A 22571-nucleotide genomic window follows, 5' to 3' on the forward strand; every position below is an offset into this window, starting at 1 on the left:
TATTGCGAGGGGCCTGCACGCCCGCTTCGCTTGCACTTTTTGACATTACTGCCATAACGCATTTCTTTCAACCCACAGCTGGACATTTATCCACCTCCTGATCGTAAGGCGTGATGGCAATCTCTACCTTGCCCTTCGGTACCACTGGCCCCCACTCCACCAGCATGCGCTTTACCTGGCTGTCGTCCTTCCAGACGCCCGCATGTGTCAGCGCGTCAAACAGCGCTTTGTTGTAGTTGTCCAGATCACGGCGGCGCTGATCCGGAGGGAAAAGAATTATTTCGACCGCCGCTGCCGTGGTGGATGGCTTCGGCAGGCGGCGCAGTTGCTCGACAATCGCCGCGCAGGCTTCGCTCTGGTATTTACGCCCGGCAGCACTGACCAGGTGACGACCAGCCAGCGCCCCCTTATTCGGGGCGCGCCAGTAGGTGTTCACGCTGGGCGGGAATGGAAGTGTCAACTTCATAGCTCTACCCCGCGTATTTCGAGAAAAGCAATCGCGTTTTCCCGGGCCTGGTCGTCACCATTAAGGAGTGCGCGGATAAGCGCGATTGCCTCATCCTCCACGCTCTGGCCGGTGATCGTGATGCCCCGGGAGACGCCCGGGGTGATTGTGATAGCGCCTTTACGTTGAAGCGCACGAAGTTGGTCGTTTGCCGCATTCGGCGAACGGCAGCCCATCAGCTCTGACAGCTCGGTAATCGTTGGCGGGAACCTGTGATCAGCGATGTAATCACTAATCAGATCTAAAACTTCCTGTTGCCGCGCTGTAAGTTTCAGCATGCTGATGCCTCCGCTTTTCGCGCTTCCATCAGTATCCGAAAGCGGATCCGCAGGGAGCGAATATTGTGCCAGTGATGGCTGGGAATGGATTCCAGGGTCGCCGTAACATCCGCTGCGGAAAGACCATATTCGGCAATAACCTCTGATGCCAGTATCAACAGCCGATCCTGCATGTCATTACGGATGCCGTCATGTTCAAAGCTTTGCTGACCCAGCCAGGCGATAACTTCTTGCTGATCGGCATTCTCTTTAATCAACGCCATTGCTTTGTCGACTGTTTCCGTCGGAACGACGATAAATTCAGGATTTGCTACTGAATCAGCTGCCCAGGTATGCGCGAAGCGGGATTCGGAGAACGTATATTCTTCTTTGTCGCCGAACGCGGCGCATGCGCACGCCCAGAAGTTAAAGCCACTTTTCTCAATGATGTCACTTTTGGTCAGCGGGATTTCTGGCTCATCAATTGGCTGCGCGGGCTCCTCAACCTGCATTGTGGTCTCGGGAATAATTTCAGGAATATTTTGCGGTTCTTTTTGTGGTGCTAATAACCCGGCGAGCCGCTCAGCTTCACGGCGGATCTGCGCCAGGAATGCATTGCCGCGCGCTTCCAGATCCTTACGGCTGATATAGCTCATCGCCGGGCCGCGCCAGCTCTTGTCGAATACAGCAACTGCACCAGCGAAGAACGCTCCGGTAGGCACCTGCTTTTCATCCTTCGGTACAAACCACGTCGGCAGATCGAAACCAATACGCCCACGGATAAACGCGATATGATCCGCATCCTCCGGCCACCACACCTCACTTGTTGCGGCCTTGATCAGTAAAACATAGCGGCCACCTTTTTCGCGCATCGCGCTGGCGTGCTGCATGATGTAACGCATACCGGTGATGTACTGCTCTTCATGCTGGCTGGCTCGGCTATAGGGCGGATTGCCGAACGCGGCGCCGTTGAGTTCCTCCAGGCGCGCAGACCAGTCCTGCGTCAGCGCGTTATCCTCAGCGGTGTAATACGCTTCGCATTTGCTGTTCTCACCATCGCTGAACAGGTCTAACACCAGCGGGCCAAACATGGCATTGATACCCCAGAAGATGTTTTCAGGCGTACGCCACTGATCGCCGACTTCCTTCAGCTCATGTACCGGCTGGCTACGCAGTTCGGCCAGGTCACGACAGTATTTATTTGGCATTATTCTTCCCCTACATAACGGCCAGCGAGATAGCAGCGCCCTTCCGGGGCTTTGAAATTTCCCGCATATCGAAGACAGGCAGCGCGGCGCGAGATATAACGGCTCCGATCCGTATTGCTGATCGCCATATCAAAAGCTGTAAGCCAGACAGATGCAGCGCGGAAATAAAGCCCCTTCGCTTCCAGCTGCTGCGCCAGGTTTTCCAGTTCAGTCAGCATCCGGCGGTTTTCTTCTGTGAGTGCTTCTGGCCCCGCTTCTTCGATCGGGTAGTAAGCAAGAGTCGAATCGTTAAGCTCTCGCGCCAGCTTCCCATTGATAAAAGCCCGGCTTAGGCAGCGATTGATGGTGCTTAGATTTATGTCAGGCATGGCCGCGGCAATCTGGCGATAAGTGCAGCCCGGATTTTCAATCACGTACTTCATGATTTCAGATGCGATGCTCATCCCCGGAACCCCTCCGGAATGGTGTATGCCACGTCCTGGTGACTTGAACGGAACACTGCTGAGTCAGGCAATTTGTTGCGCTGCCCCCATGTTTCGCGCGCCGGGCGTCCGGCGGAATCCCACTTGTTCGCCGACTGCAGGTAGCCCGGAAATTTGATTGGCTGGAACAAAGTTGTTGGACGCAGATACTCGGACATCTTCAGGTCCTCGCTCCACTTCTCGACGTTGTAATCCACCACCAGCACCAGTTCTTCAGGCGTAAACCCGTCAGCCAAGCGGGCGCGGATGTTTTCCAGGGACGATTTGCAAACCTGGTATCGGGAACCGGTGGTCTTGTTCAGGTGAGATAAAACCTGTTTCGCCTGGTCAGTGATCACCACCGCAGGGTCGGGTTGCGCAGCAACCGGACAAGAAGGTTTTTTATCTGATGGATCATTAGTTGAATTTACTGACGGATCCCCGCCAGATTCTGACGGGTCAAAACCGCCTTTTTTGCCGGATTCTGATGCCTCAAATTTTGACGGGTCAGATTTTGATGCGTCAGATTTTGAGGTGTCAGAATCTGACAGGTGAGACAACGCAGCCGCCTGAAGCTTCGCCACATTGAGTTGGTAAATGTTGGAGGCGTTGCGGTTTCCCTGGCGGCGCTGGGTGCGTGATAGCCAGCCATCTTTCTCCAGCTTCGCGATCGCCGTGCGGACAGTGCTTGGCCCGGCGCCGAGCTGGCGCGCAATGGTCTCTATCGACGGCCAGCACACTCCCTCGTCGCTGCTGAAGTCAGCCAGGCGCGCCATGATCGCCACGCTGGATAACTTCATGCCCGACGCCGCGCAGCCGTCCCACACATAGCTGCTTAATTTAGTGCTCATGATCGCCCTCTATTTCCCTGAACTTGCGCTGGAATTGCTCGAGCGGACTAAAGCATTCATGCTCGTAACCTTCCCGCAGGTAGATAACGCGGCGGGTTTCTGGCTCCCAGCGGATAACTTTGACGGGCACGCCGTAGTGATCGCGGAACCATCGGTTAAGTTCTTGCATAATTGCGCCGCAACCTCCTTGCACCAGTCCCCCACAGCCCATTCCACAAACTCGTGGGTTACAACTTCACGAACGCCTGGTACATTGACTGCATAGCAAAACGGAACCGGCTCGCGGCCACCAGGCATAGGCAACGCAATGAGTTGCGAGTGTCGGTACTGTGTTGTTAAACTGTTCACGCGTTAGTTCTCCACTGATTACGACACGCCACGGCGCCCGGAGCTGCACACTCGCGGGCGTCACTCTTTTCTGGCTCGCAATAAACGCGGGATATCAGGTTCAAAAATGTCATCAGCGTTACGCGAAACCGATACGCGATCTCGTTGAGGCTTTTCCATTCAGCGCGCGTTACCACGTCATCCTCGGTGTACTGTCGATACGCATTAACCAGATCGCCCAACTGCCCCACCAGCTCCGCCAGTTTGATCCCGAGCTCTTCGTTGGCATCTTCGCCAGTCGCGCCTGGGATGTGCATGCCGCTATCAGTTTCAAGCGAGATGTAATCGGCAAGGCAGGTCACCCCCGCTGCTCGCTGAAGTACCAGTGCCCACTCAAGCGGGAAAATTTGATCGCCACCAGTGCGCAGCCGATTGAATATCGCGTCCTGGCTAACGTCGAGAACCTCAGCCGCCTCTTTGTACCCGCCCGGAAATGCCGCGATAATTTTTCTGACTACCGCGACATAGGAATCGGTTTGTTTCTCTACCTTCCAGTGCTCTTTGCCCACGGTTAACCCCTTCTTACTGTGGTGTTCTTACTCTGTGTTTCTGCCTACTGTTTTGGGTAAATGTCAGGACGCAAATCTGATTTGGTAATTGCGCCTGCGGTGATTTCCTCGAGTTTTTTTGCAAGGGAGAACCCGGCCTTTTTGTAGCCATTGAAAACCAACCGCAGGTAACCCGGAGTAGACTTGACGTTACTTGCTAACTCAAACTGCTGCTCTTTTGATAAAGAGTCCCAATACTCTTTCATAACATGTACCTCCTGTGTACATATTACACGAATAATATGAACCTACAAGGTACTTGTACCAACAAGGTACACAATGTCTAATTCTGGGATGAAAACGATTCAGGAAATACGGCGGTTGAACGCCAGAAAGCTGCGAGATGGGGTCGGGGGTAATAGCTACTTCGCTACCATGATCGACAGAGAACCAACCCAAACCAGTAGGTTCATGGGGGACGGCGCGTCTAAAAATATTGGCGATACGATGGCTCGCCATATTGAAAAGTGCTTTGATTTGCCGTTAGGCTGGTTGGATCAGGAGCACCAGACCACTAACGTTGCAAAAAATCCTGATGTATCAGACACTAATAGAAATATAACATTAGTTCCGGTTATTTCCTGGGTGCAGGCAGGAGCATGGACGGAAGCAGGCTTTGCTGAGGTGGACTTGAACAGTGTTGAAACTTATCCGTGCCCTGTGCCGTGCGGACCCATGACGTATATTTTGCGTGTGATTGGCGATTCAATGATCGAAGAGTACCGCCCGGGTGACATGATTTTTGTGGATCCTGAAGTTCCAGCAAGCCATGGTGATGATGTCATAGCTATCATGCATGACTCTGGAGAGACCACCTTTAAAAGACTTATTGAAGATAGCGGCACTAAGTATTTGAAAGCATTAAATCAAAACTGGCCTGAGCCATACGTTAAAATTGATGGCAATTGCTCCATAATCGGTACAGTAATCTTCTCAGGAAAGCCTCGAAGGTATATTCAGAAAAAATAAGTTTTACGAATGAGCCCGCGAATGCGGGTTTTTTTATGCTTGACAATGTACCCTAACGGTACATAATGTACCTATAAGAAACAGCGAACAAGCAGGACGCCCACGAAGTAGCCGCCGGTGGCGTATGAATAACCGGATGATTCGCTGTCAGGTGTCTTCGGGAGGGGTAACAGAGGCGCGGCCTGATTAACCGCAACTCGTAGTCAGATTCCTACAGCTGGTGGCGATAACCAAGCCAGGAATACCCAAAACCAGCAGGAGTGCTAGGGATAAGGCCTAATCACCCCCTTAGCACCCCGCCCGAAGATACCTCAAGAACATGGCGAAAGCCGACAGCGTTGAAGGCGGTTCACTCAGGTTGCGCGCTAAACAATAGAGGGGAGAACCTGGGGCGGAGAGCAAACCCCGCGATGCAGGACTTGAAATGCCTGCACATACCAATAAGCCGTCTGGCAGCGTAACTGCCCTTTGCATCTGCCCCGGTAAGGTAGCGCTGCCGAACCGGGGTGGGTGAATCGTAAGAAATACGCCAGTTGATCCTGAGCGTTATCAGGTCAGTGAGCTGCCAGCACTCTCGACGGCAGTGACGGCGGGAAGTAGAACGCAGCCCAGACGATATCTGCGTGGCTTAAAAAACAGATGGGAGCCGGTGGAAGCCCGGCGCACAACAGGAAAGAGCACTGGTTGGAACGCACATAGAAGCTTCGTTGTCCGGGCCAGTGGCTGGGGAAGAATCCAGTACAAACCGACCGGCGGCCAGATCGGTGCCAGGTTACGCAGTGCTCTCTCCGTTGTGATGTGTTCAAGCGAACTGCAGCGCCGGCCGACGCAAAGACCTGTAAATCGGCTGAGCCGCAGCTACTGGCGGCCAAGACAAAAACAGAGCGGCAGGAAATAAGCAGGAGTAGCGCCCTGGTGTCACAACCAAAAAAGCAGCAAGCGTGGTAGTAGGCAGTTGTTTGGCGGCGTCTGAGCCTTTTTTATTTTCAGCGAGGACGCCTCACTTTTTTACGCAACACACAAGAGCATCACCGGATGACGGGCTCATTCCCCAATCCATCCGGGCGGTTGCAGCCGCAGGTGCTCTTTTGTGTTGTGTGGAGAAACTAACCGACGGTGGCAGCCGCCCGTTTCATTAAATGCCTCGTTAGGCGGGGTATTTATTAAAGCGAAACCATTCAAATTATCGCCCTCCGGCGAGGGATTCGCTCAACCATAATTCAGGCGCGGTGCAGCGCGTAATAACGGAGAACACGTAATGCCATATATTCAGACGCTATCCGGGAAGCATATTAACTACACCGATATTCAGCACGACGACATCGTGATCGAGGATATCGCCACTTCCCTTTCCCATATCTGCCGCTTTGCTGGTCACCTGCCGGAGTTCTACAGCGTGGCGCAGCACTCGGTGCTGGTCAGCCAGCTCGTTCCGGCTGAGTTTGCCCTTGAGGCGTTGCTGCATGATGCGGCTGAAGCGTATTGCCAGGACATCCCCGCGCCGCTGAAACGCCTGCTGCCGGATTACCAGCGCATCGAGGCGTATGTTGATGGCGTGATCCGCGCGAAGTTCGGATTGCCCACCCACCAGCACCCGACCGTTAAATACGCCGACCTGGTCATGCTCGGTACCGAACGCCGCGATCTGGATATTGATGACGGTACCGTGTGGCTAGTGCTCGAGGGCATCCCGGCGACAGACATGTTTACCATCATCCCGCTTCGCCCTGGGCAGGCTTATGGCATGTTCATGTCCCGGTTCAATGAACTGACGGAGATCCGCAAATGCGCCTGACCATTAAGCAATTAGTACACGCTGCTCACCAGGCTGCGCGTTATCTGCCTAAAGCATCCGCTCAGCTGATGCGGGATCTGGCCGAGCGCCTGGATACCACCCAGGCCGCGCTGTGCGAATCACTAAAAATTCGTGATGCGCTGGCAACCGAGAATCTGGCACTGAAAGACACGCTGAAAAACGGCGTTGTCGAAAAACACCATCAGACCTCTCATGGAATAACCATCGGCGTTAAGAACGTCATCGTTCAGCGTGAAATCGATACCCCAGCAACTGACACCTGGGTAGATGGACAGCGCACGATTGGGCGCGCTGAAGGTGTTAATTTTGCCGCCGCCCGCCTGGCCGCCGCATTCAACCACGGTTTCATCGATAAACCAACGGCAGAGGTTTACGACGTGGTTAAAGTGGTGCTGGGAGCTAGAGAAGAACTAGCCACTGCGCCGGATGACGGCCTGTCAGGCGAATACGCAGAGCAGGCGTTAAACGATTGGGCAGCACAGCTTCGCGGGAGCCAGGTATGACCATGACAGCAGAACAACTGGCGCAACTGCGCGGATTTCTGGATATTCCAAAACACACTAATCAGCACCGCTTGTCCCGGATCGTTATGGAATCGCACACCGATGAGCTTCGAGTCATGGCGTTAGCGGTAGAGAGCTACACCGACGAGTTGATAGCAGCGCTGGAAGCTGCCGAGAAGCACATCACCGAACTGGAAGCGCGTACGGTCACTGTGAAGCTGCCTGAGTATAAATGTTCGCCCGACATGCACACTAAGCAGTTTTATGAAACGGTTGGATTTAACGCAGCCATTGACGAATTTAAGCGCCTGAACGGTGAGGAATAAACATGATTCAGGAAAGGAGATCATACGACAAAGGTGCCTGGGTTGTAGTTCGAGAGCATGACCGCGTTGTTGTTTACACAACAACCAGTAACCGCGAAGCGCACGACTTTGCAGACAGAATTACTGATGCAGAAAATATCTACCATTACGTAGATGAGTGCGTGTCTGCTGGCATCAATTTAACGGTGGAGGGGTAAGGGATGGCAGACATTAGCAATGGTCCGGTATCAACGCTGCCAGGCCACTCTTGCGGAGTGCCTACCGGCACTAAATGCGATACGCACCCTGATAGAGATGCTGTTCTCCGCATCCAGGGCGAAACAGATTCGTTTGGTTGTGAATACATCGATATGTGCCAGGAATGCCACGATGAATATCTTCGTGAATCACGTGAAGCAGACTATTCAGGGACTTGCGACTGGTGCAAGAAACAAGCCGATCACCTCTACCCTCACCGCGATATAGAAGAAGGTGGCTGCGGTCGCGTTTATGAAGTGTGTAAACCCTGCATTGATGCTGAGCGCCAGCGCTGGGAAGAAGAAGATAAAGAAAGGTGGTGAGAAATGAGTGGAATCAACGAACGCGTATCCAATGAACGTCTGGTAAAACCAGAGATTCGCGATAGCAAATACTGGAACGGACTGGAATTTAAATGCGATTTGTATCACGCGGACATGCAGGATTTTTACACCTACGCAAACATGTTAACCGGTGCTGATCATCTCGAGCTACAGCAGTACCGCGCCGCCGCTGATAAACCCGTGGCAGTGGTTGATATTCAAAGTGGGCGCAAAGACGGAAATAAATTTGCCGTTGTTTTCACGCGGGAAGGTCAGGCGTTGCCAGATGATATCTATTACCTTCACGCCGCCCCGCAAGTTACGAGCGTGCCGGAAATCGGCGAAATCCGCGTCGGCCTTCTTCCCACCATGAATCAGGATGAATACCCTGGACTGGGTGATTGGTGGGTGCAACTGCGCATAGGTGAGGATTATGACGAGGTATTAGCGCGTGTTTATGGCGCCACGCCGCAGGAGGCTAACAACCGGGCTGAAGCGTTAGCCTGCCGCGCCGCCATGCTCGCAGCGCCAGTAGTACAGGAAGAGCAAGAAGTAAAAAAGTAGATCACTGTGGTATTTGTTTTGACTGGGCCCGCAATGGTTGCGGGACCTGTGTTTTTAAAGAGTGACCGGGTGCAGCCGGTAATGTGGAGAGTAACCCATGAGCGATCGTTTCCTGACTGATGAGGAGCTGGCAGAGGCTACTGGATCACCACAGAAGTCTCTGCAGAAAGAGGTGCTTGAACTCAATGGGATTTATTTCATTGAGAGACGGGACGGTTCAATCAAAACCACCTGGTACCATATCAATCACCCAATTCACCGGCTCGTACCACCAGCAGGGTTCCCGCCCTCTAAGGGCATGAACTTTGACGCTATAGAGAGTTGATATGGGACGCAAACGCGCACCGGGTAATGAATGGATGCCGAAGGGCGTATTCTTTCGCCCTTCTGGCTATTACTGGAAGCCTGGAGGATCCACAGAAAAACTAGCTCCTGCAGATGCCACAAAAGCTGAGGTATGGGTGGCATATGAGAAAGTGATAGAGGGGCGTAAAAATTGTTTTATGTTTAAGCACCTCTGGAAGAAGTTTTTGGCGAGTGCTGATTTTGCAGACCTGGCGCCACGTACTCAAAAAGACTATCACGCCCATGAAAAGTATATCCTTGCGGTGTTTGGGGAGGCCGAGGCAAAATCCATTAAACCGGAACACATCAGGCGTTACATGGACGCCAGAGGTAAACGTAGCCGCGTTCAGGCGAATCACGAACATAGCTCGATGTCTCGAGTTTACCGATGGGGTTTTCAGCGAGGCTATGTGCCAGGCAATCCCTGTGTCGGTGTTGATAAATATCCCAAACCTCAGAGGGATCGCTACATAACTGATGACGAATATATTGCCATCTACAACCATGCATCTGATCCGGTTAAAGCCGCGATGGAAATTGCTTATTTATGCGCGGCAAGGGTTTCCGATGTTCTGAAAATGAACTGGAATCAAATTATGGATAAAGGAATTTTTATTCAACAGGGCAAGAATGGAGTTAAACAAATTAAGGTCTGGTCGGATCGGCTTCGGGATGCAGTAGAACTCTGCAGGGAATGGGGAGAGGAAGGGCCTGTTATTAGAACGATGTATGGGGAGCGATATTCCTACAAAGGTTTCAACGAAGCTTGGAGGAAAGCTAGAACGGCTGCATCAGAATATCTTGGAGTGCCACTTGACTGCACGTTTCACGACCTGAAAGCGAAAGGTATCTCTGATTATGAAGGTTCCAGCAGGGATAAACAGCAGTTTAGTGGCCATAAAACGGAATCACAGGTTCTTGTATATGACAGAAAAATCAAAATAACCCCGACATTAAATAAAAAAAGATGATATAACGCCATTAAGGGGCGTTATCCATTTTTATTGAAAATACTCAGGGTGAATTTTTTTTAACGCTTCGAAAAAAGCCGCGATATCATCAGGGTTTTTATCATCATGCAACCATGAATCACAATCCGCAATAACTTTCAGCCTTGCTTGTCCATTTACAAGCGAGGCATTACCCCGACCGCTTTTATCTATTGGCTTATGATGAAGATTGGCTATGAAATTTCTAATCTTAACTGGCTGCCCAGATTTTTTTGTTGCTTCATAGTCGAAAAATTTTACATCTTTAGCCAAAGGTGTAACCGCTGGGTTTATATGAAAATAATGCTTGCATTCTTCAATATCATTTTTAATTCCTTTATATGATAAATACTTTCCTGTATTGATATAATCATGCCAAGTCTTGAGGAATTTTAAGCAGTCTTTCTTCTGATAATAAATTAGAAATCCAGCATTTTTTTCATCAGTAAGATATCTAGTAACTAACTGTAACATACCCTCAAAAACACCACTATTTGAGTTTCCCCGTTTCGCTTCAGCTAACCAATAAAAATTTTTCGTTGCATCTCTTACAGTCAGATCTACATCACCATTTGATTTAGTCTGCTCAGTAGCGTCGTAGCCCTTTGCTCTGAGGTATAAGGCCAAAAGATTTGTTATTTTGTCCTCATCCTCGCAATAATATTTATCTGCACTTTTCTCAATATCTGAAATTGCGCTTGAGATGTTATTATATAAGGCTGTAACAAAATTATCCTCATTGAAAGCAGTTAATGTTGCTGCTAAAGAGGCTTTTTGCTCAGGCGAAACGTTTAATATGTTATTGTTCGACATTTAGTTTGCAATAAAATGAAATGTTTTTATCATCGAAATATTCAATTTCGCGCCCCGTTTTCAAACTTACTGGTACTTTGCCATTTATCAAAGCATTAAAATAGGCTTCACTTGTTATTTGATGTTCCTCACTGTCCTGATCGTAGTAGCAGTAAGTTATCTTAAATAATCGAGAATGAGCACCACAAAAATACTTAACAATATTTAAAAGTTGCTCATCATTTCTACAGCGCGAGGCTTCACGCAATCTTGTTATAGGATAATAAGAAATGTGACGATGATCATTAATATAATCAATAACATTGTAAAAATTTACAATAGTGTCCGGAGGTAAAATCAAGCTGATTTCATCGATCAGTTTTTTTTGCTGTTCGATAAGCATATTTAATTCCCGTTCTTTTTTATGCTCTAGCGATGACATCGTCGATTAACCCGTTGAGAGTTATTGTATCCGCAGGAAAATCAATATAAAAATCCTCACAGAACTTATTATCTAACCAAGATTTTTTATTTGGATCAATACCAACCTCTGTGAAATCATCTCCTGTGCCTTTGAATCTGACGGCAATCATTCGAGGAGAGTATATCTCTTTCCTCTTTTTATTTTCTACTGTGACATCTCTTGCTTCAAAACTCGGATCACTACGGCCAACCATATTTGCATCTGAGCCAGTACTATCTCCGACATAGACTATTTGCACCGCCCGACCAAACTTTCTGTCAGTCAAAATGCTTTTGATGGCATTATAAAAGTTCAGTGAATTAAACTGAATATTAACACCAGCAATTTGTAATAAGTCGATGAAAGCATTTCTTGTACCAGTTAAGGCCTTAGAACCCTCTCTTTTGCCAAGGTTGCGTGGTATACGGTACTCAATGCGTTTCTTTTTTTTCGGAACAAAAACTGTTGTAAAAAATTGATAAGGTACGTTAGATGGGGTTGAGTTTTTCGCACCTTTAATTTTAACATTGTATAAATATGAAAAAATAAACGCATACCCATCGCCAGTGTCTAAGCACTTTGTTAGATGTGTTCCGGGTGTAACAGTCTTAGTTGTCGTACCATCATAAATCTTAACGGGGTATTTTTGTGCATATTTTTTTTCTGGCACTGCTGTTTTAAATACATGCTGGATTTTTTTATGAAACCCCACAGTCTGACTACTATCGATAGAATAAACATGGCTACCGGCAATATTTATTCTGTCAATCATCAATGACAATGATTTTAAATCGGCATTAGGGAATGATGCAGATGGGACATTAATAACTTCTTCAATCGACTGTAATGCAGCATCCATACCTCTTTTTAATGGAGGAAACCCATACACAGTTGAAATCTGGCTCAAGTATGCATACATATCTGCTTGATCGAGAGCTTTAAGTAGATCTGATAGGCTATGAGAAGCAGATTTTGTAGCGTGTGACATTTGAGCTACAGCAGTATTAAGATTATTAGCCATGTTGCCATCCATAACATAGATTTTGTGTTTTTTCACGAAAATCAGAATATGCCGAACGGAATGAAATGGCTATATTTTTTCTCTCAAAATTTTCTCATCGCGAGTTCGGTCACAGACACAATCAAGTGTAAGTGCTTGAATAGTGGCGGAGAGAGGGGGATTTGAACCCCCGGTAGAGTTGCCCCTACTCCGGTTTTCGAGACCGGTCCGTTCAGCCGCTCCGGCATCTCTCCGTTTTGAACGGTTGCCATGATGCCAGGTTATTTGGCATTTTAATAGTCCTTGCCCTTTCGATTTTGTTCAAATGACGACTTTGCGAGCAGATAGATGATTAAGTGGCCGTGGAAAGCGAATGAATCCACCTCGACAACGCCTCTTCCCTGGGATGACGCGTTCACCATTCCCGTTTTGGCGGGCTTCACTCCAGGGGAACAGCAAAAGCTCATCCGCCTGGCTGAACGTTTTCTTCAGCAGAAACGGCTGGTCGCGCTGCAAGGTTTTGAACTCGACGAACTGAAATCCGCGCGTATCGCCCTTCTTTTTTGCCTGCCGGTGATGGAACTTGGGATTGAATGGCTGGATGGCTTCCATGAAGTGCTGATTTATCCGGCACCCTTTGTGGTAGATGATGAGTGGGAAGACGATATTGGCCTGGTCCACAACCAGCGCAGCGTACAATCGGGGCAAAGCTGGCAGCAGGGGCCGATTATTCTCAACTGGCTGGATATCCACGACTCCTTTGATGCATCAGGCTTCAATCTTATTGTCCATGAGGTTGCCCATAAACTGGATATGCGTAATGGCGATCGTGCCAGCGGCGTACCCTTTATCGCGCTGCGCGATGTAGCGGGTTGGGAGCACGATCTCCACGCCGCGATGAGTAATATTCAGGATGAAATCGATCTGGTAGGCGAAAACGCCGCCAGTATCGACGCCTACGCCGCAACCGACCCGGCGGAATGTTTTGCGGTGTTGTCAGAGTATTTCTTTAGCGCGCCGCAGTTGTTCGCTCCGCGCTTTCCGTCGCTGTGGCAACGCTTCAGCCAGTTTTACGGTCAGGATCCCTTAAAACGTCTTTATTCAGGCGAAACGGATCCCTGGGCGGCTAAGGTACACTAAACTGGCAAAATGGTGCGAAAACAGCCAATTGAATCAAGGCATTAAATTTTGCATTGACACAAATTGGGCTCGCTATTACTATGCGACCCGTTCACACGATTCCTCTGTAGTTCAGTCGGTAGAACGGCGGACTGTTAATCCGTATGTCACTGGTTCGAGTCCAGTCAGAGGAGCCAAATTCCAGGAAGCCCGCTTAAGGAAACTTAAGCGGGCTTTTTAATTTTTGGCACCTTTATATCTGATAATCAATGACCACTTCGTCGCTTTCCAAAGCCTGACGCTTAATCTCATCCACCGACAGCGCCGAATTACATAACTCGATAAAGCGCCAGACGTAGTTGCGCTGTAGCTGGCCGCGCTTCAAACCTAACCAGACGGTATTGGCATCAAACAGATGGCGCACATCCAGCCTGACCAGTTGCCCGCTGTCATGCTCGCCGCTCGCCTGCTCCGCCACAATCCCGATGCCAAGCCCCAGTTCAACATAGGTTTTGATCACGTCAGAATCCTGCGCGCTCAGCACGATATCGGGCACGATACCTTTACGGGCAAAGGCCTCATCGATGCGTGAGCGGCCGGTGATCCCCTGCCGGTAGGTGATAAGCGGCCAGCGGCCCAGCTCGTCAAGGGTAACCGGCACGGCGTGTAAAAGCGCATGCCCAGCGGGGACCAGCAGGCTGTGCGACCAGCGGAACCACGGATAGGCCACCAGCAGCGGATCGTTGCTCAACCGCTCGCTGGCGATACCAATATCCGCCGTGCCGTTTTCCAGCAGGGTTTCGATTTCTTGCGGTGTGCCCTGAATCAGTTCCAGCCGTACTTCGGGAAATAGCGCGCGAAAAGATTTAATTACCGCCGGCAGGCTATACCGCGCCTGGGTGTGCGTGGTAGCGATGGTCAGAATACCGCTGGTATCGTTGGAGAACAGATCCGCCAGACGGCGAACATTACTGGCTTCATTCAGAATACGTTCGGCAATGACCAGCAGCGCTTTGCCCGGCTCCGTCATGCCCAACAAACGCTTACCGCGCCGAATAAAAATTTCGATACCCAGCTCGTCTTCCAGCTCGCGTATGTGGCGGCTGACGCCGGATTGCGAGGTGTAGAGCATACTGGCGACTTCAGTCAGGTTGTAATCCCGCTTCGCCGCCTCGCGGATAATTTTGAGTTGCTGAAAATTCATAATGTCCCCAGAAGCATTCTGATATAACGCTATTGTTAAAGTCAGTGCTTCTGCATAACAAATAATAAAAACCAGCAACTTATTCTTTTCTGGAATATGGCCTAGCTGACCAGCAACAGCTCACGACCCTCCATCGCAGGACGTGAAATCAGCGACATAAGAATTTCTTTTACCGCTTGCGCCTGTGGAGACAGCGACATATGCGCCGAGACGTTCAAAGACAGTGGCAAACTCAGCGACGGGCTGGTAATGCGCGCCGTCCAGCCGTTTGCCGCTTGCGCCAACGATCGCGCAGCGGATTCCGGCAATACCGTTACGCCCATGCCACTGGCGATAGCGGCAGTCAGTGTAGAAGCCGAATCTATTTCGCCAATGATTTTGGCTGTCAGTCGGCGCAACGAAAAGGCTTCGTCAACGCGTTTACGTACCGCGCAGAAATCACGCGGCAGGAATAAATTCATCTCCGCCACGCTGGCTAAATCCACTTGCTGCCCCGGGCAATCCCGTGTGCCGACTAAAAACAGCTCCTCTTTCAACAACGGCTGGCTGGCGATCCCGGCAACCGGCGCGCGATCGTAGAGCACCGCCATATCCAGCTGGCCGCCAAGCAGTTTGTCGTTCAACTGCGCGCCGCTGTTTTCCTGAAGATAAACCAGCACGTCCGGCAGTTCATTACGTACCGCCTGCAACAGCGGCATGGTAATCGCCGCGGCGGCGGTTCCCGGTGCAAGGCCGATCGACACATGACCACTTAAGGTGTGCCCCACATTATTCACCGCCAGTTGCGCCTGCTCGCACTGGCGCAGAATGGTACGCGCATGGGCATAGAGAATTTTCCCGGCCTCGGTTGGCGTAACGCCGCGCTTGGTGCGAATAAGCAGTTGCTGATCCATCTCTCCTTCCAGCGTTGCTACCTGCTGGCTCAGTGCCGGTTGAGCGATGTGCAGCACTTCTGCCGCCTGAGTCAGGCTGCCGATATCAACGATTTTTACGAAATACTTCAGGCGTCTAAGGTTCATATGGCCCCCTGGAATGAATGACATGAACAAGCTGGTTACAGGGAATTTGCAAGATGCTTGCCAGTTTTTTTCATTACAGCAATGGCCTCTTAACCCGCTGGATAATAAGAGAAACTAATCTTTATATGCATTTTTAGAATGGAATCGTGTTTTACTTCTGCCCCATAAGAGGTAGGGATGCACCATTTGCGAGCGTAGGTAGGCTCAAAGGCGCCAGTTCCCTGATAATCATCACGATTCTGCCTACAGGCGACGTTTGCATCGCCAGGCTGCCGGAAAATTCAGCAATCAAAAAGTTTTATGCAAAACAGGCTTTGACAAGGCGATCGGCCCCCGTTAACATGCGCCCCGTTCACACGATTCCTCTGTAGTTCAGTCGGTAGAACGGCGGACTGTTAATCCGTATGTCACTGGTTCGAGTCCAGTCAGAGGAGCCAAATTCCAGGAAGCCCGCTTAAGGAAACTTAAGCGGGCTTTTTATTGCAGCCGCTCACCCCGCTGCGGTTTCAACTCTCATCAAAGAGTGCGCCTGGCTGTGGTATTTCAGGGGGCCTGGCGGGTGTAATTATGCCAATCCTCACCGGCAGCGAGCGGTTCTGCTTGCAAAGCGTTTTCACCAGGTGCCAGTCTTCTTTCTCGGTTTCGATATGGTCAAGCATGGAATCAAACGCGCCGTCCGCGATGTGTATCGTTGGCTTGTTATCGTCGTTGCCCGTCTCGGTTGAACCCTCCGGTTGGCTATCCAGGTGCTCTTTAAATGCGCCCAGCCTCTCGTCCAGTTGCTGATAGCTCTCAGCGGCTGACTGAGGCGAATAGAAAAACAGCCCGCTAATAAAAATCGCCTCCATCACATCAGCGAAAGAAAACGAGGTCTCACCTGAAATGTAACGGCTATTAAGGGCGCTGTTCACGCCACTTACGCTGTCACTGAGTAACCCCTCTTTGCCTGGCGCGATAAGCGTTTGTTTATCACAGAGGATCACCGGCAGATTTTTAATTTGATGGATATCTTCACTGATGCTCCAGCGCTGCTCGTCGCCTTTGATAAACCCTGACGCATCACAGTGGCTTTCAATGTCAAATTCATCGGAGGGGGTTTGCTCGCGATTAAAATAATCCTGAAGAGACTCGTCTTCTTCCCGGGGTTGATAATGATAAGCGCGATAAACCGACGTCCGGCGATCGATACCAATCCACTCGAGATCGCAGGATGTGGAGCCTGAGGGCTTTTTAACCTCATCAATGTAAGCGCCCACGTCCCGGTCCAGCCAGGCCGTTAACAGCGCTTTCCAGGGTTCGATCGCCAGAAAAATACTCGCCAGAGTGGTGCCTTGTTCTATCACGACCCGGTGGCGAAAATATTTCAGCAGGAAGTACGGATCGGCTTCGGCGAACGTCTGTTGTATTGAAAGCAGCGGTACGGCGGTTGTGTCATCATACTCCGAGCAAAAGCGCAGTATGGCGTCGGAACAGAAGACTAATTGACCTTCCATGTTTGTTTTCCTCTCCTGATAGTGGCAGTCAGCGCATCCTGGCAAAGGGAGGCCAGGCCCGTCCAGTTTGTTTGCTGGATCTGGAATCTGTATTCCAGCAGTGCTGCGTTTTAACCGCCTCACACCCCACCCAGATACGCTTTCCTCACTTCCGGGTTCACCAGCAGTTCCGCCCCGCTCCCGCTCAGGCGAATTTCTCCGTTGGTCATCACATACCCGCGGTCGGAGAGTTTTAGCGCGTGGTTAGCGTTTTGCTCCACCAGAAACAGCGTCACCCCCTGCTGAGTCAGCTCGCGCAGGATATGAAAAATCTGTTTCACCACCAGCGGCGCGAGTCCCAGGCTCGGCTCATCCAGCAACAGAAGTTTTGGGCGGCTCATCAGCGCCCGGGCGATAGACAGCATTTGCTGCTCGCCGCCGGAAAGCGTCATCGCCCGCTGGCTGCGACGCTCCTCAAGCCGGGGGAATAACTCAAACATGCGCGCTTTATCTTCTTTCTGATAGCGGTTACCGATGGCGATTGCGCCCATCAGCAGGTTTTCCTCCACCGTCATATCCGGGAAAATGCGCCGTCCTTCCGGTGCCTGAGCTATGCCGTTGCTGGCGATAAAATGGGTGGAGCGGCGGCTGATATCTTCTCCCCGGTAGAGAATTTGCCCGTTGGCGATGCGCGGCTGGCCGAAAATCGACATCAGCAGGGTAGATTTGCCCGCGCCGTTCGCGCCAATCAGCGAGACGGTTTCGCCTTCGTTCACCGTCAGAGAAATGCCTTTCAGCGCCTGAATCGGCCCATAAAACACGTCAACATCGCGAAACTCCAGCAACGGCTTCATCCCGTGACCTCCTCTTCCTCTGCGCCCAGATAGGCGGCGATAACGCTGGGGTTGTGCTGAATGTCCTGCGGCGCGCCGCGCGCGATGACGTTGCCGTGATCCAGTACGATAACGTGGTCGGAAATCTCCATCACCATGCCCATGTCGTGCTCAATCAGCAGCACCGTGACGCCGTGCTGCTGGCGCAGCAGCCGTAGAATGCGGCTCAGGGCGTGGGTTTCCACCGGGTTAAGCCCGGCGGCGGGTTCATCAAGGCAGATCATCTCCGGCCCGGTGCACATGGCGCGGGCGATTTCTAACCGGCGCTGCTGCCCATAAGAAAGCGTGCCCGCCAGCCGGTTGGCACAATCCACCATCTCCACCACTTCCAGCCAGTAAAACGCCCGGTCCAGCGCCTGGTTTTCGGCCCTGCGATAAGCGGCGGTATTAAAAATCCCGGCAACCAGATTACGGTTCGCCAGCATGTGCTGGGCCACCAGCAGGTTTTCCACTACCGACATTTCACGGAATAAGCGGATATTCTGGAAAGTGCGCGCCAGCCCGGCACGGTTCACCAGATGGGTGCCGCCAAACATTTTGTAGTAGAGCCGCGAACCAAGCCGTCGGGGATGAAGGAAATCATTGGCGCGCAGTTTTTGCCCCAGCACCTGGATGATGTCGGTAGGGGTGCGCGTATTCAGCAGGATCGCGCCGCCGGTGGCGTGATAAAACCCGGTCAGACAGTTAAATACCGTGGTTTTACCCGCCCCGTTCGGCCCGATTAGCGCGGTGATCGAACCGCGCTCCACGTCCAGATTGACGTCGTTAAGCGCGTTGATGCCGCCAAAATGCATCATCAGATGCTCAACCCGCAGGATGCTGTCGCTCATGGCGCCACTCCTTTACGGGTGGCGAACCCGGCGCGGCTGGTGCGCACCAGTCCACGGGGTCGCCAGATCATCATCACCACCATTAACACGCCGAACAGCAGTACGCGGTATTCGGCAAAGCTCCTCAGCAGTTCCGGCGCCACCGTGAGTACAAACGCGGCCAGCACGACGCCGAGCGTCGAGCCCATGCCCCCCAGCACCACAATGGCGAGGATCAACGCCGATTCGAAGAAGGTAAATGAGGTTGGATTAACAAATCCCTGATAAGTGGCGAAGAACACCCCGGCGATGCCGGCGGTCGACGCCCCGAGCATAAAGGCCGACAGCTTCACCAGCACGTGGTTGAGCCCCAGCGAGCGGCAAGCGATTTCATCTTCGCGCAGCGCCTCCCAGGCCCGGCCTATCGGCATTCGCGTCAGACGATGCTTAATAAAAAGCACCAGCAGCACCACCAGAACCAGTACCGCGTAGATAAAAATAAACTTCAGGTTAGGGTTATAAGAAATATCGAAGAATTCATGAAAAGGCACGCCGCCGTCTTTGGCGCGCCGGGAAAACTCCAGCCCGAACAGTGTCGGCGCCGGGACGGAAATCCCGTTCGGCCCGCCGGTGAAGCTCAGCCAGTTGTTGAGCACCAGCCGGATGATCTCCCCGAACCCGAGGGTAACAATCGCCAGGTAATCCCCGTGCATCCGCAAGACCGGAAAGCCGAGCAGCGCCCCGGCCAGCGCGGCGAGAAGCGCGCCCAGCGGCAGCATCACCCAAAACCCCAGCCCCAGATACTGATAACCCAGTGCCAGCCCGTAAGCGCCAATGGCGTAAAACGCCACATAGCCCAGATCGAGTAGCCCGGCCAGGCCTACCACGATATTCAGCCCCAACCCGAGCAACACGTAGATTAGCCCAAGGATCGCCACGGTGAGCAAGTATTTGGTGGCGACAAAGGGGAACAGCAACGCCAGCACCATCAACAGCGGGATCACCCAGCGCAGCGGCGATTGATAATCGACGGGGCGCACGTAGACGCCGTCGTCCGCGCTTTCAAACTGCCGGGCAAACCGCCGCCCGCGCGACGTTTGCAGCGCCAGGCTCAGGACGAAGCGCCCTGCCATCACCGCCGCCACCAGCAGCGCCACGCGATCCGGCGACAGCGTATAACTGTAGCCTCGCAGTACCACCCCGACTATCGGCCCAAACACCACTAATGCGCATAACCCTGCCAGTACGGTATCCAGCAGGCATTTTTTGATATCGATTCCTGGCTTCAGTGCCGCATCTGTCATCGTTTACCCCTTACACCTTCGCGACCACGGGACGGCCCAGCAAGCCTTGCGGGCGAAAAATCAGGATCACCACCAGCAGTGAAAACGAAAACACGTCTTTGTAATCGGAGTTCACCAGCCCGGCGAACTGCGCTTCGGCAACCCCTAACAGCAGGCCGCCAAGCATGGCGCCGGGCAGTGAGCCAATCCCCCCCAGCACCGCCGCGGTAAAGGCTTTAATGCCGATAATAAAACCGGCGTAGAAGTCAAAGGTCCCGTAGTTCATGGTGACCAACACCCCCGCCAGCCCGGCCATCGATGCGCCAATCACAAATACCAGCGAGATCACCCGGTTGGTGTTGATGCCAAGTATCGAAGCCATGCGCCGGTCCTGCTGGGTGGCGCGGCAAATCCGCCCCAGCCGGGTAAACTGAATAATCCACGTCAGTACCCCCATCCCCACCACGGCAGCCACCAGGATAAAGATTTTAGTCAGGGTGATTTGTACCACCCCGTCGTCAACATGGAAGCGCAGCACCCCGGTCAGCAGCGTGGGAATACCCTGCTGATTTGGTCCCTGGCTTAGCTGAACGTAGTTTTGCAGGATCAGCGACATACCGATGGCGGAGATCAGCGGAGCCAACCGGGTGGAGTTGCGCAGCGGCCGGTAGGCGATCCGCTCAATTGCCCAGCCGTATACGGCGGTCACGGCGATAGTGAAAATCAGCGTGCCGAAGATCAGCAGCGGGAAGGAGTGAATGCCGAAACTGGCCAGCAGCGCCAGCCCGATGGCACAGAGATACGCGGAGATCATATAGACTTCGCCGTGGGCGAAATTGATCATCCCGATAATGCCGTAAACCATGGTGTAGCCGATGGCGATCAAACCGTAGACAGCGCCTAACGTCAGCCCGTTAATCAGCTGTTGGAGAAAAAAAGCATCCATATCAACACTCTCGCCAGTGAGAAAGCTGCCCGCCAGCCGGGCAGCTTTCAGTGTCGCGGCGTTTTACCTGGCGGCAAAACGGACGGGGCGGCAAACTACAGTTGTTTGTATTTGCCTTTGTCATCCCACTGATAGACCACGTAATCCGAGACTTTCAGGTCGCCCTTGCCGTCCCAGGATTTGGGGCCCATCACCGTATCCACGGTATTGGATTTCAACCACTCACTGGCTTTTTCGTTATCTTTCCCCGCGCCGTTATAGGCTGCGGCAATTGCCTGGATGGAGGCGTAGGCGTAAAGGGTGTAGCCTTCCGGCTCAAAACCGCTGGCGCGGAATTTTTCGATCACCGTTTTACCCGCCGGGATGGTGCGCGGATCGTTGCCGAAGGTCATCAACACGCCGTTGGTAAACTGCGGGCCACCCGCTGCGGTCACCATCTCTTCGGTCACTACGCAGTCGCCGGAGAAGAATTTCGCCTGCACGCCCTGCTCACGCATCTGGCGCACCAGCGGGCCCGCTTCCGGATGGCAGCCGCCGAAGTAAACCACGTCGGGTTTCAGCGAACCGATTTTGGTCACCAGGGCGTTAAAGTCTTTTTCACCGCGTGACAGCCCTTCGTACAACACCTCTTTGGTGCCGCGTTTTTCCAGCGCCGCTTTGGTGGCGTCGGCGAGGCCCTGTCCATAGGTGTCTTTATCGTGAATGATGGCGATTTTCTTCGCTTTCAGCGTGTCGAGCATATAGTTGGCCGCCACGACGCCCTGCTGGTCATCGCGCCCGCACATGCGGAACATACCCTTCATGCCGCGCTCGGTGACCTGCGGATTGGTGGAGCCCGGCGTGATAGTCAGCACACCCGCCTCGTCATACACTTCGGACGCGGGCATGGTGGAAGAAGAACAGAAGTGCCCTACCACCGCCGAGACTTTTGATTCATCTACCATGCGGTTGGCTACCGCCACCGCCTGCTTGGGTTCACAGGCGTCATCTCCCTGAACCAGTACGATTTTCTCGCCTTTAATGCCGCCAGCGGCGTTGATATCCTCCGCCGCCTGGGTTGCGCCCTTCCAGTATTGCGCGCCGTAAGTGGCGTTCGGGCCGGTGAAGGGCCCCGCCACGCCGATTTTGATATCCGCCTGGGCATAAAATGCCGTGGTTAAACAACCGACAATGGCGATATGCAGCGGTAATTGTTTTATTTTCAAAGACATTCGGATATTCCTCGCACTGTTCAGACACGGCGCCAACGCTGGCGCGGGAAAAATCACGGGCTTCGTCAATA

28 protein-coding genes and 3 tRNA genes are annotated in these 22571 nt (G+C 52.2%); 11 read left to right on the plus strand and 20 right to left on the minus strand.

Features of this window, described 5'->3' with window-relative positions; translation table 11 throughout:
* Positions 1 to 67 precede the first annotated feature (67 nt).
* The 8 genes from FHW74_RS21865 to FHW74_RS21900 form a co-directional block, all read right to left on the minus strand.
* Positions 68 to 466 (minus strand): RusA family crossover junction endodeoxyribonuclease, encoded by a 399-nt coding sequence (locus FHW74_RS21865; RefSeq protein ID WP_183172406.1) that lies wholly within the window; start codon positions 464 to 466, stop codon positions 68 to 70.
* On the minus strand, positions 463 to 783 hold the full coding sequence (locus FHW74_RS21870; protein WP_183172407.1) for a LexA family transcriptional regulator: 321 nt from the start codon (positions 781 to 783) through the stop codon (positions 463 to 465). Before FHW74_RS21870 ends, FHW74_RS21865 begins: the two co-directional genes overlap by 4 nt.
* Positions 777 to 1970: a phage N-6-adenine-methyltransferase gene (locus FHW74_RS21875; RefSeq protein ID WP_221192564.1), complete on the minus strand. Its 1194-nt coding sequence runs from the start codon at positions 1968 to 1970 to the stop codon at positions 777 to 779. The genes FHW74_RS21870 and FHW74_RS21875 overlap by 7 nt, the downstream gene beginning before the upstream one ends.
* Positions 1970 to 2413 carry a PerC family transcriptional regulator gene (locus FHW74_RS21880; RefSeq protein ID WP_183172408.1) on the minus strand — a complete coding sequence of 148 codons (444 nt, stop codon included), beginning with the start codon at positions 2411 to 2413 and terminating at the stop codon, positions 1970 to 1972. The genes FHW74_RS21875 and FHW74_RS21880 overlap by 1 nt, the downstream gene beginning before the upstream one ends.
* A complete protein-coding gene (locus FHW74_RS21885) occupies positions 2410 to 3282 on the minus strand; it encodes a conserved phage C-terminal domain-containing protein (protein ID WP_183172409.1) in 873 nt (290 codons plus the stop codon). Before FHW74_RS21885 ends, FHW74_RS21880 begins: the two co-directional genes overlap by 4 nt.
* On the minus strand, positions 3272 to 3451 hold the full coding sequence (locus FHW74_RS21890; RefSeq protein ID WP_183172410.1) for a DUF4222 domain-containing protein: 180 nt from the start codon (positions 3449 to 3451) through the stop codon (positions 3272 to 3274). Before FHW74_RS21890 ends, FHW74_RS21885 begins: the two co-directional genes overlap by 11 nt.
* Positions 3452 to 3626: 175 nt before the next feature.
* The gene (locus tag FHW74_RS21895) at positions 3627 to 4178 is read right to left on the minus strand and encodes a YmfL family putative regulatory protein (protein ID WP_183172411.1); all 552 of its coding nucleotides are present in this window, start codon (positions 4176 to 4178) and stop codon (positions 3627 to 3629) included.
* 44 nt (positions 4179 to 4222) lie between these two features.
* Positions 4223 to 4423, minus strand: coding sequence for a YdaS family helix-turn-helix protein (locus FHW74_RS21900; protein WP_183172412.1), 201 nt, complete (start codon positions 4421 to 4423; stop codon positions 4223 to 4225).
* 88 nt (positions 4424 to 4511) lie between these two features.
* Between FHW74_RS21900 and FHW74_RS21905 the strand changes: the two genes are divergently transcribed.
* The 8 genes from FHW74_RS21905 to FHW74_RS21940 all read left to right on the plus strand — a co-directional run bounded on the left by FHW74_RS21905 (position 4512) and on the right by FHW74_RS21940 (position 10271).
* Positions 4512 to 5186 carry a LexA family transcriptional regulator gene (locus FHW74_RS21905; protein ID WP_183172442.1) on the plus strand — a complete coding sequence of 225 codons (675 nt, stop codon included), beginning with the start codon at positions 4512 to 4514 and terminating at the stop codon, positions 5184 to 5186.
* Positions 5187 to 6444: 1258 nt separating this feature from the next.
* Positions 6445 to 6981, plus strand: a complete 537-nt coding sequence (locus tag FHW74_RS21910; RefSeq protein WP_183172413.1) for an HD family hydrolase — start codon at positions 6445 to 6447, stop codon at positions 6979 to 6981.
* Positions 6972 to 7505 carry a hypothetical protein gene (locus tag FHW74_RS21915; protein ID WP_183172414.1) on the plus strand — a complete coding sequence of 178 codons (534 nt, stop codon included), beginning with the start codon at positions 6972 to 6974 and terminating at the stop codon, positions 7503 to 7505. The genes FHW74_RS21910 and FHW74_RS21915 overlap by 10 nt, the downstream gene beginning before the upstream one ends.
* Positions 7502 to 7831, plus strand: coding sequence for a hypothetical protein (locus tag FHW74_RS21920; RefSeq protein WP_183172415.1), 330 nt, complete (start codon positions 7502 to 7504; stop codon positions 7829 to 7831). Before FHW74_RS21915 ends, FHW74_RS21920 begins: the two co-directional genes overlap by 4 nt.
* 200 nt (positions 7832 to 8031) lie before the next feature.
* On the plus strand, positions 8032 to 8391 hold the full coding sequence (locus FHW74_RS21925; protein WP_183172416.1) for a hypothetical protein: 360 nt from the start codon (positions 8032 to 8034) through the stop codon (positions 8389 to 8391).
* 3 nt (positions 8392 to 8394) lie between these two features.
* A complete protein-coding gene (locus tag FHW74_RS22950; RefSeq protein WP_255459965.1) occupies positions 8395 to 8955 on the plus strand; it encodes a hypothetical protein in 561 nt (186 codons plus the stop codon).
* Positions 8956 to 9052: 97 nt separating this feature from the next.
* The gene (locus FHW74_RS21935) at positions 9053 to 9280 is read left to right on the plus strand and encodes a DUF4224 domain-containing protein (RefSeq protein ID WP_125292295.1); all 228 of its coding nucleotides are present in this window, start codon (positions 9053 to 9055) and stop codon (positions 9278 to 9280) included.
* Between the two features lies 1 nt (position 9281).
* Positions 9282 to 10271: a tyrosine-type recombinase/integrase gene (locus FHW74_RS21940; RefSeq protein ID WP_183172417.1), complete on the plus strand. Its 990-nt coding sequence runs from the start codon at positions 9282 to 9284 to the stop codon at positions 10269 to 10271.
* Between the two features lie 30 nt (positions 10272 to 10301).
* Here FHW74_RS21940 and FHW74_RS21945 read toward each other — a convergent pair whose 3' ends face one another.
* The 4 genes from FHW74_RS21945 to FHW74_RS21960 all read right to left on the minus strand — a co-directional run bounded on the left by FHW74_RS21945 (position 10302) and on the right by FHW74_RS21960 (position 12798).
* Positions 10302 to 11102: a hypothetical protein gene (locus FHW74_RS21945; protein ID WP_183172418.1), complete on the minus strand. Its 801-nt coding sequence runs from the start codon at positions 11100 to 11102 to the stop codon at positions 10302 to 10304.
* Positions 11089 to 11484 (minus strand): hypothetical protein, encoded by a 396-nt coding sequence (locus FHW74_RS21950; RefSeq protein WP_183172419.1) that lies wholly within the window; start codon positions 11482 to 11484, stop codon positions 11089 to 11091. Before FHW74_RS21950 ends, FHW74_RS21945 begins: the two co-directional genes overlap by 14 nt.
* Positions 11485 to 11503: 19 nt before the next feature.
* Positions 11504 to 12565, minus strand: a complete 1062-nt coding sequence (locus FHW74_RS21955; RefSeq protein WP_255459966.1) for a hypothetical protein — start codon at positions 12563 to 12565, stop codon at positions 11504 to 11506.
* Between the two features lie 143 nt (positions 12566 to 12708).
* Positions 12709 to 12798: transfer RNA gene (locus FHW74_RS21960), tRNA-Ser, on the minus strand.
* Positions 12799 to 12892: 94 nt separating this feature from the next.
* On the opposite strand from FHW74_RS21960, the gene mtfA reads away from it, so the two are divergent.
* Together mtfA and FHW74_RS21970 are read left to right on the plus strand one after the other, a co-directional pair.
* Positions 12893 to 13684 (plus strand): DgsA anti-repressor MtfA, encoded by a 792-nt coding sequence (mtfA, locus tag FHW74_RS21965; RefSeq protein WP_183172420.1) that lies wholly within the window; start codon positions 12893 to 12895, stop codon positions 13682 to 13684.
* 100 nt (positions 13685 to 13784) lie between these two features.
* A tRNA-Asn gene (locus FHW74_RS21970) sits at positions 13785 to 13860 on the plus strand.
* A 56-nt stretch (positions 13861 to 13916) separates the two neighbouring features.
* Here FHW74_RS21970 and cbl read toward each other — a convergent pair.
* Together cbl and nac are read right to left on the minus strand one after the other, a co-directional pair.
* Positions 13917 to 14867 carry an HTH-type transcriptional regulator Cbl gene (gene cbl / locus FHW74_RS21975; protein ID WP_183172421.1) on the minus strand — a complete coding sequence of 317 codons (951 nt, stop codon included), beginning with the start codon at positions 14865 to 14867 and terminating at the stop codon, positions 13917 to 13919.
* Positions 14868 to 14968: 101 nt separating this feature from the next.
* On the minus strand, positions 14969 to 15886 hold the full coding sequence (gene nac / locus FHW74_RS21980) for a nitrogen assimilation transcriptional regulator NAC (protein ID WP_183172422.1): 918 nt from the start codon (positions 15884 to 15886) through the stop codon (positions 14969 to 14971).
* 361 nt (positions 15887 to 16247) lie between these two features.
* Between nac and FHW74_RS21985 the strand changes: the two genes are divergently transcribed.
* Positions 16248 to 16323, plus strand: a tRNA-Asn gene (locus tag FHW74_RS21985).
* A 69-nt stretch (positions 16324 to 16392) separates the two neighbouring features.
* Here the strand turns inward: FHW74_RS21985 and FHW74_RS21990 are convergent.
* The 6 genes from FHW74_RS21990 to FHW74_RS22015 all read right to left on the minus strand — a co-directional run bounded on the left by FHW74_RS21990 (position 16393) and on the right by FHW74_RS22015 (position 22500).
* Positions 16393 to 17379 (minus strand): hypothetical protein, encoded by a 987-nt coding sequence (locus FHW74_RS21990; protein ID WP_183172423.1) that lies wholly within the window; start codon positions 17377 to 17379, stop codon positions 16393 to 16395.
* 119 nt (positions 17380 to 17498) lie between these two features.
* A complete protein-coding gene (locus FHW74_RS21995; RefSeq protein WP_183172424.1) occupies positions 17499 to 18212 on the minus strand; it encodes an ABC transporter ATP-binding protein in 714 nt (237 codons plus the stop codon).
* The gene (locus FHW74_RS22000) at positions 18209 to 19081 is read right to left on the minus strand and encodes an ABC transporter ATP-binding protein (RefSeq protein WP_183172425.1); all 873 of its coding nucleotides are present in this window, start codon (positions 19079 to 19081) and stop codon (positions 18209 to 18211) included. Before FHW74_RS22000 ends, FHW74_RS21995 begins: the two co-directional genes overlap by 4 nt.
* Positions 19078 to 20364, minus strand: a complete 1287-nt coding sequence (livM, locus tag FHW74_RS22005; RefSeq protein ID WP_183172426.1) for a high-affinity branched-chain amino acid ABC transporter permease LivM — start codon at positions 20362 to 20364, stop codon at positions 19078 to 19080. Before livM ends, FHW74_RS22000 begins: the two co-directional genes overlap by 4 nt.
* A gap of 10 nt (positions 20365 to 20374) precedes the next feature.
* Positions 20375 to 21289: a branched-chain amino acid ABC transporter permease LivH gene (locus tag FHW74_RS22010; protein WP_183172427.1), complete on the minus strand. Its 915-nt coding sequence runs from the start codon at positions 21287 to 21289 to the stop codon at positions 20375 to 20377.
* Between the two features lie 95 nt (positions 21290 to 21384).
* Positions 21385 to 22500, minus strand: coding sequence for a branched-chain amino acid ABC transporter substrate-binding protein (locus FHW74_RS22015; RefSeq protein WP_183172428.1), 1116 nt, complete (start codon positions 22498 to 22500; stop codon positions 21385 to 21387).
* Positions 22501 to 22571 lie beyond the last annotated feature (71 nt).

Source organism: Atlantibacter sp. RC6, from assembly GCF_014193285.1.
Taxonomy (GTDB): Bacteria; Pseudomonadota; Gammaproteobacteria; order Enterobacterales; family Enterobacteriaceae; genus Atlantibacter.

Bases quoted from the DNA above. Each gene is read 5' to 3' on its own strand.
- FHW74_RS21865 (WP_183172406.1), bottom strand. From the start codon at position 466: ATGAAGTTGACACTTCCATTCCCGCCCAGCGTGAACACCTACTGGCGC.
- FHW74_RS21920 (WP_183172415.1), top strand. From the start codon at position 7,502: ATGACCATGACAGCAGAACAACTGGCGCAACTGCGCGGATTTCTGGAT.
- mtfA (WP_183172420.1), top strand. From the start codon at position 12,893: ATGATTAAGTGGCCGTGGAAAGCGAATGAATCCACCTCGACAACGCCT.
- cbl (WP_183172421.1), bottom strand. From the start codon at position 14,867: ATGAATTTTCAGCAACTCAAAATTATCCGCGAGGCGGCGAAGCGGGAT.
- FHW74_RS21890 (WP_183172410.1), bottom strand. From the start codon at position 3,451: ATGCAAGAACTTAACCGATGGTTCCGCGATCACTACGGCGTGCCCGTC.
- FHW74_RS21990 (WP_183172423.1), bottom strand. From the start codon at position 17,379: ATGGAAGGTCAATTAGTCTTCTGTTCCGACGCCATACTGCGCTTTTGC.
- FHW74_RS21870 (WP_183172407.1), bottom strand. From the start codon at position 783: ATGCTGAAACTTACAGCGCGGCAACAGGAAGTTTTAGATCTGATTAGT.
- FHW74_RS21945 (WP_183172418.1), bottom strand. From the start codon at position 11,102: ATGTCGAACAATAACATATTAAACGTTTCGCCTGAGCAAAAAGCCTCT.
- FHW74_RS21900 (WP_183172412.1), bottom strand. From the start codon at position 4,423: ATGAAAGAGTATTGGGACTCTTTATCAAAAGAGCAGCAGTTTGAGTTA.
- FHW74_RS21950 (WP_183172419.1), bottom strand. From the start codon at position 11,484: ATGCTTATCGAACAGCAAAAAAAACTGATCGATGAAATCAGCTTGATT.
- FHW74_RS21955 (WP_255459966.1), bottom strand. From the start codon at position 12,565: ATGGCTAATAATCTTAATACTGCTGTAGCTCAAATGTCACACGCTACA.
- FHW74_RS22000 (WP_183172425.1), bottom strand. From the start codon at position 19,081: ATGAGCGACAGCATCCTGCGGGTTGAGCATCTGATGATGCATTTTGGC.
- FHW74_RS21910 (WP_183172413.1), top strand. From the start codon at position 6,445: ATGCCATATATTCAGACGCTATCCGGGAAGCATATTAACTACACCGAT.
- FHW74_RS21995 (WP_183172424.1), bottom strand. From the start codon at position 18,212: ATGAAGCCGTTGCTGGAGTTTCGCGATGTTGACGTGTTTTATGGGCCG.
- FHW74_RS21935 (WP_125292295.1), top strand. From the start codon at position 9,053: ATGAGCGATCGTTTCCTGACTGATGAGGAGCTGGCAGAGGCTACTGGA.
- FHW74_RS21880 (WP_183172408.1), bottom strand. From the start codon at position 2,413: ATGAGCATCGCATCTGAAATCATGAAGTACGTGATTGAAAATCCGGGC.
- nac (WP_183172422.1), bottom strand. From the start codon at position 15,886: ATGAACCTTAGACGCCTGAAGTATTTCGTAAAAATCGTTGATATCGGC.
- FHW74_RS22010 (WP_183172427.1), bottom strand. From the start codon at position 21,289: ATGGATGCTTTTTTTCTCCAACAGCTGATTAACGGGCTGACGTTAGGC.
- FHW74_RS21875 (WP_221192564.1), bottom strand. From the start codon at position 1,970: ATGCCAAATAAATACTGTCGTGACCTGGCCGAACTGCGTAGCCAGCCG.
- FHW74_RS21915 (WP_183172414.1), top strand. From the start codon at position 6,972: ATGCGCCTGACCATTAAGCAATTAGTACACGCTGCTCACCAGGCTGCG.
- FHW74_RS22015 (WP_183172428.1), bottom strand. From the start codon at position 22,500: ATGTCTTTGAAAATAAAACAATTACCGCTGCATATCGCCATTGTCGGT.
- FHW74_RS22950 (WP_255459965.1), top strand. From the start codon at position 8,395: ATGAGTGGAATCAACGAACGCGTATCCAATGAACGTCTGGTAAAACCA.
- FHW74_RS21925 (WP_183172416.1), top strand. From the start codon at position 8,032: ATGGCAGACATTAGCAATGGTCCGGTATCAACGCTGCCAGGCCACTCT.
- FHW74_RS21905 (WP_183172442.1), top strand. From the start codon at position 4,512: ATGAAAACGATTCAGGAAATACGGCGGTTGAACGCCAGAAAGCTGCGA.
- FHW74_RS21940 (WP_183172417.1), top strand. From the start codon at position 9,282: ATGGGACGCAAACGCGCACCGGGTAATGAATGGATGCCGAAGGGCGTA.
- livM (WP_183172426.1), bottom strand. From the start codon at position 20,364: ATGACAGATGCGGCACTGAAGCCAGGAATCGATATCAAAAAATGCCTG.
- FHW74_RS21885 (WP_183172409.1), bottom strand. From the start codon at position 3,282: ATGAGCACTAAATTAAGCAGCTATGTGTGGGACGGCTGCGCGGCGTCG.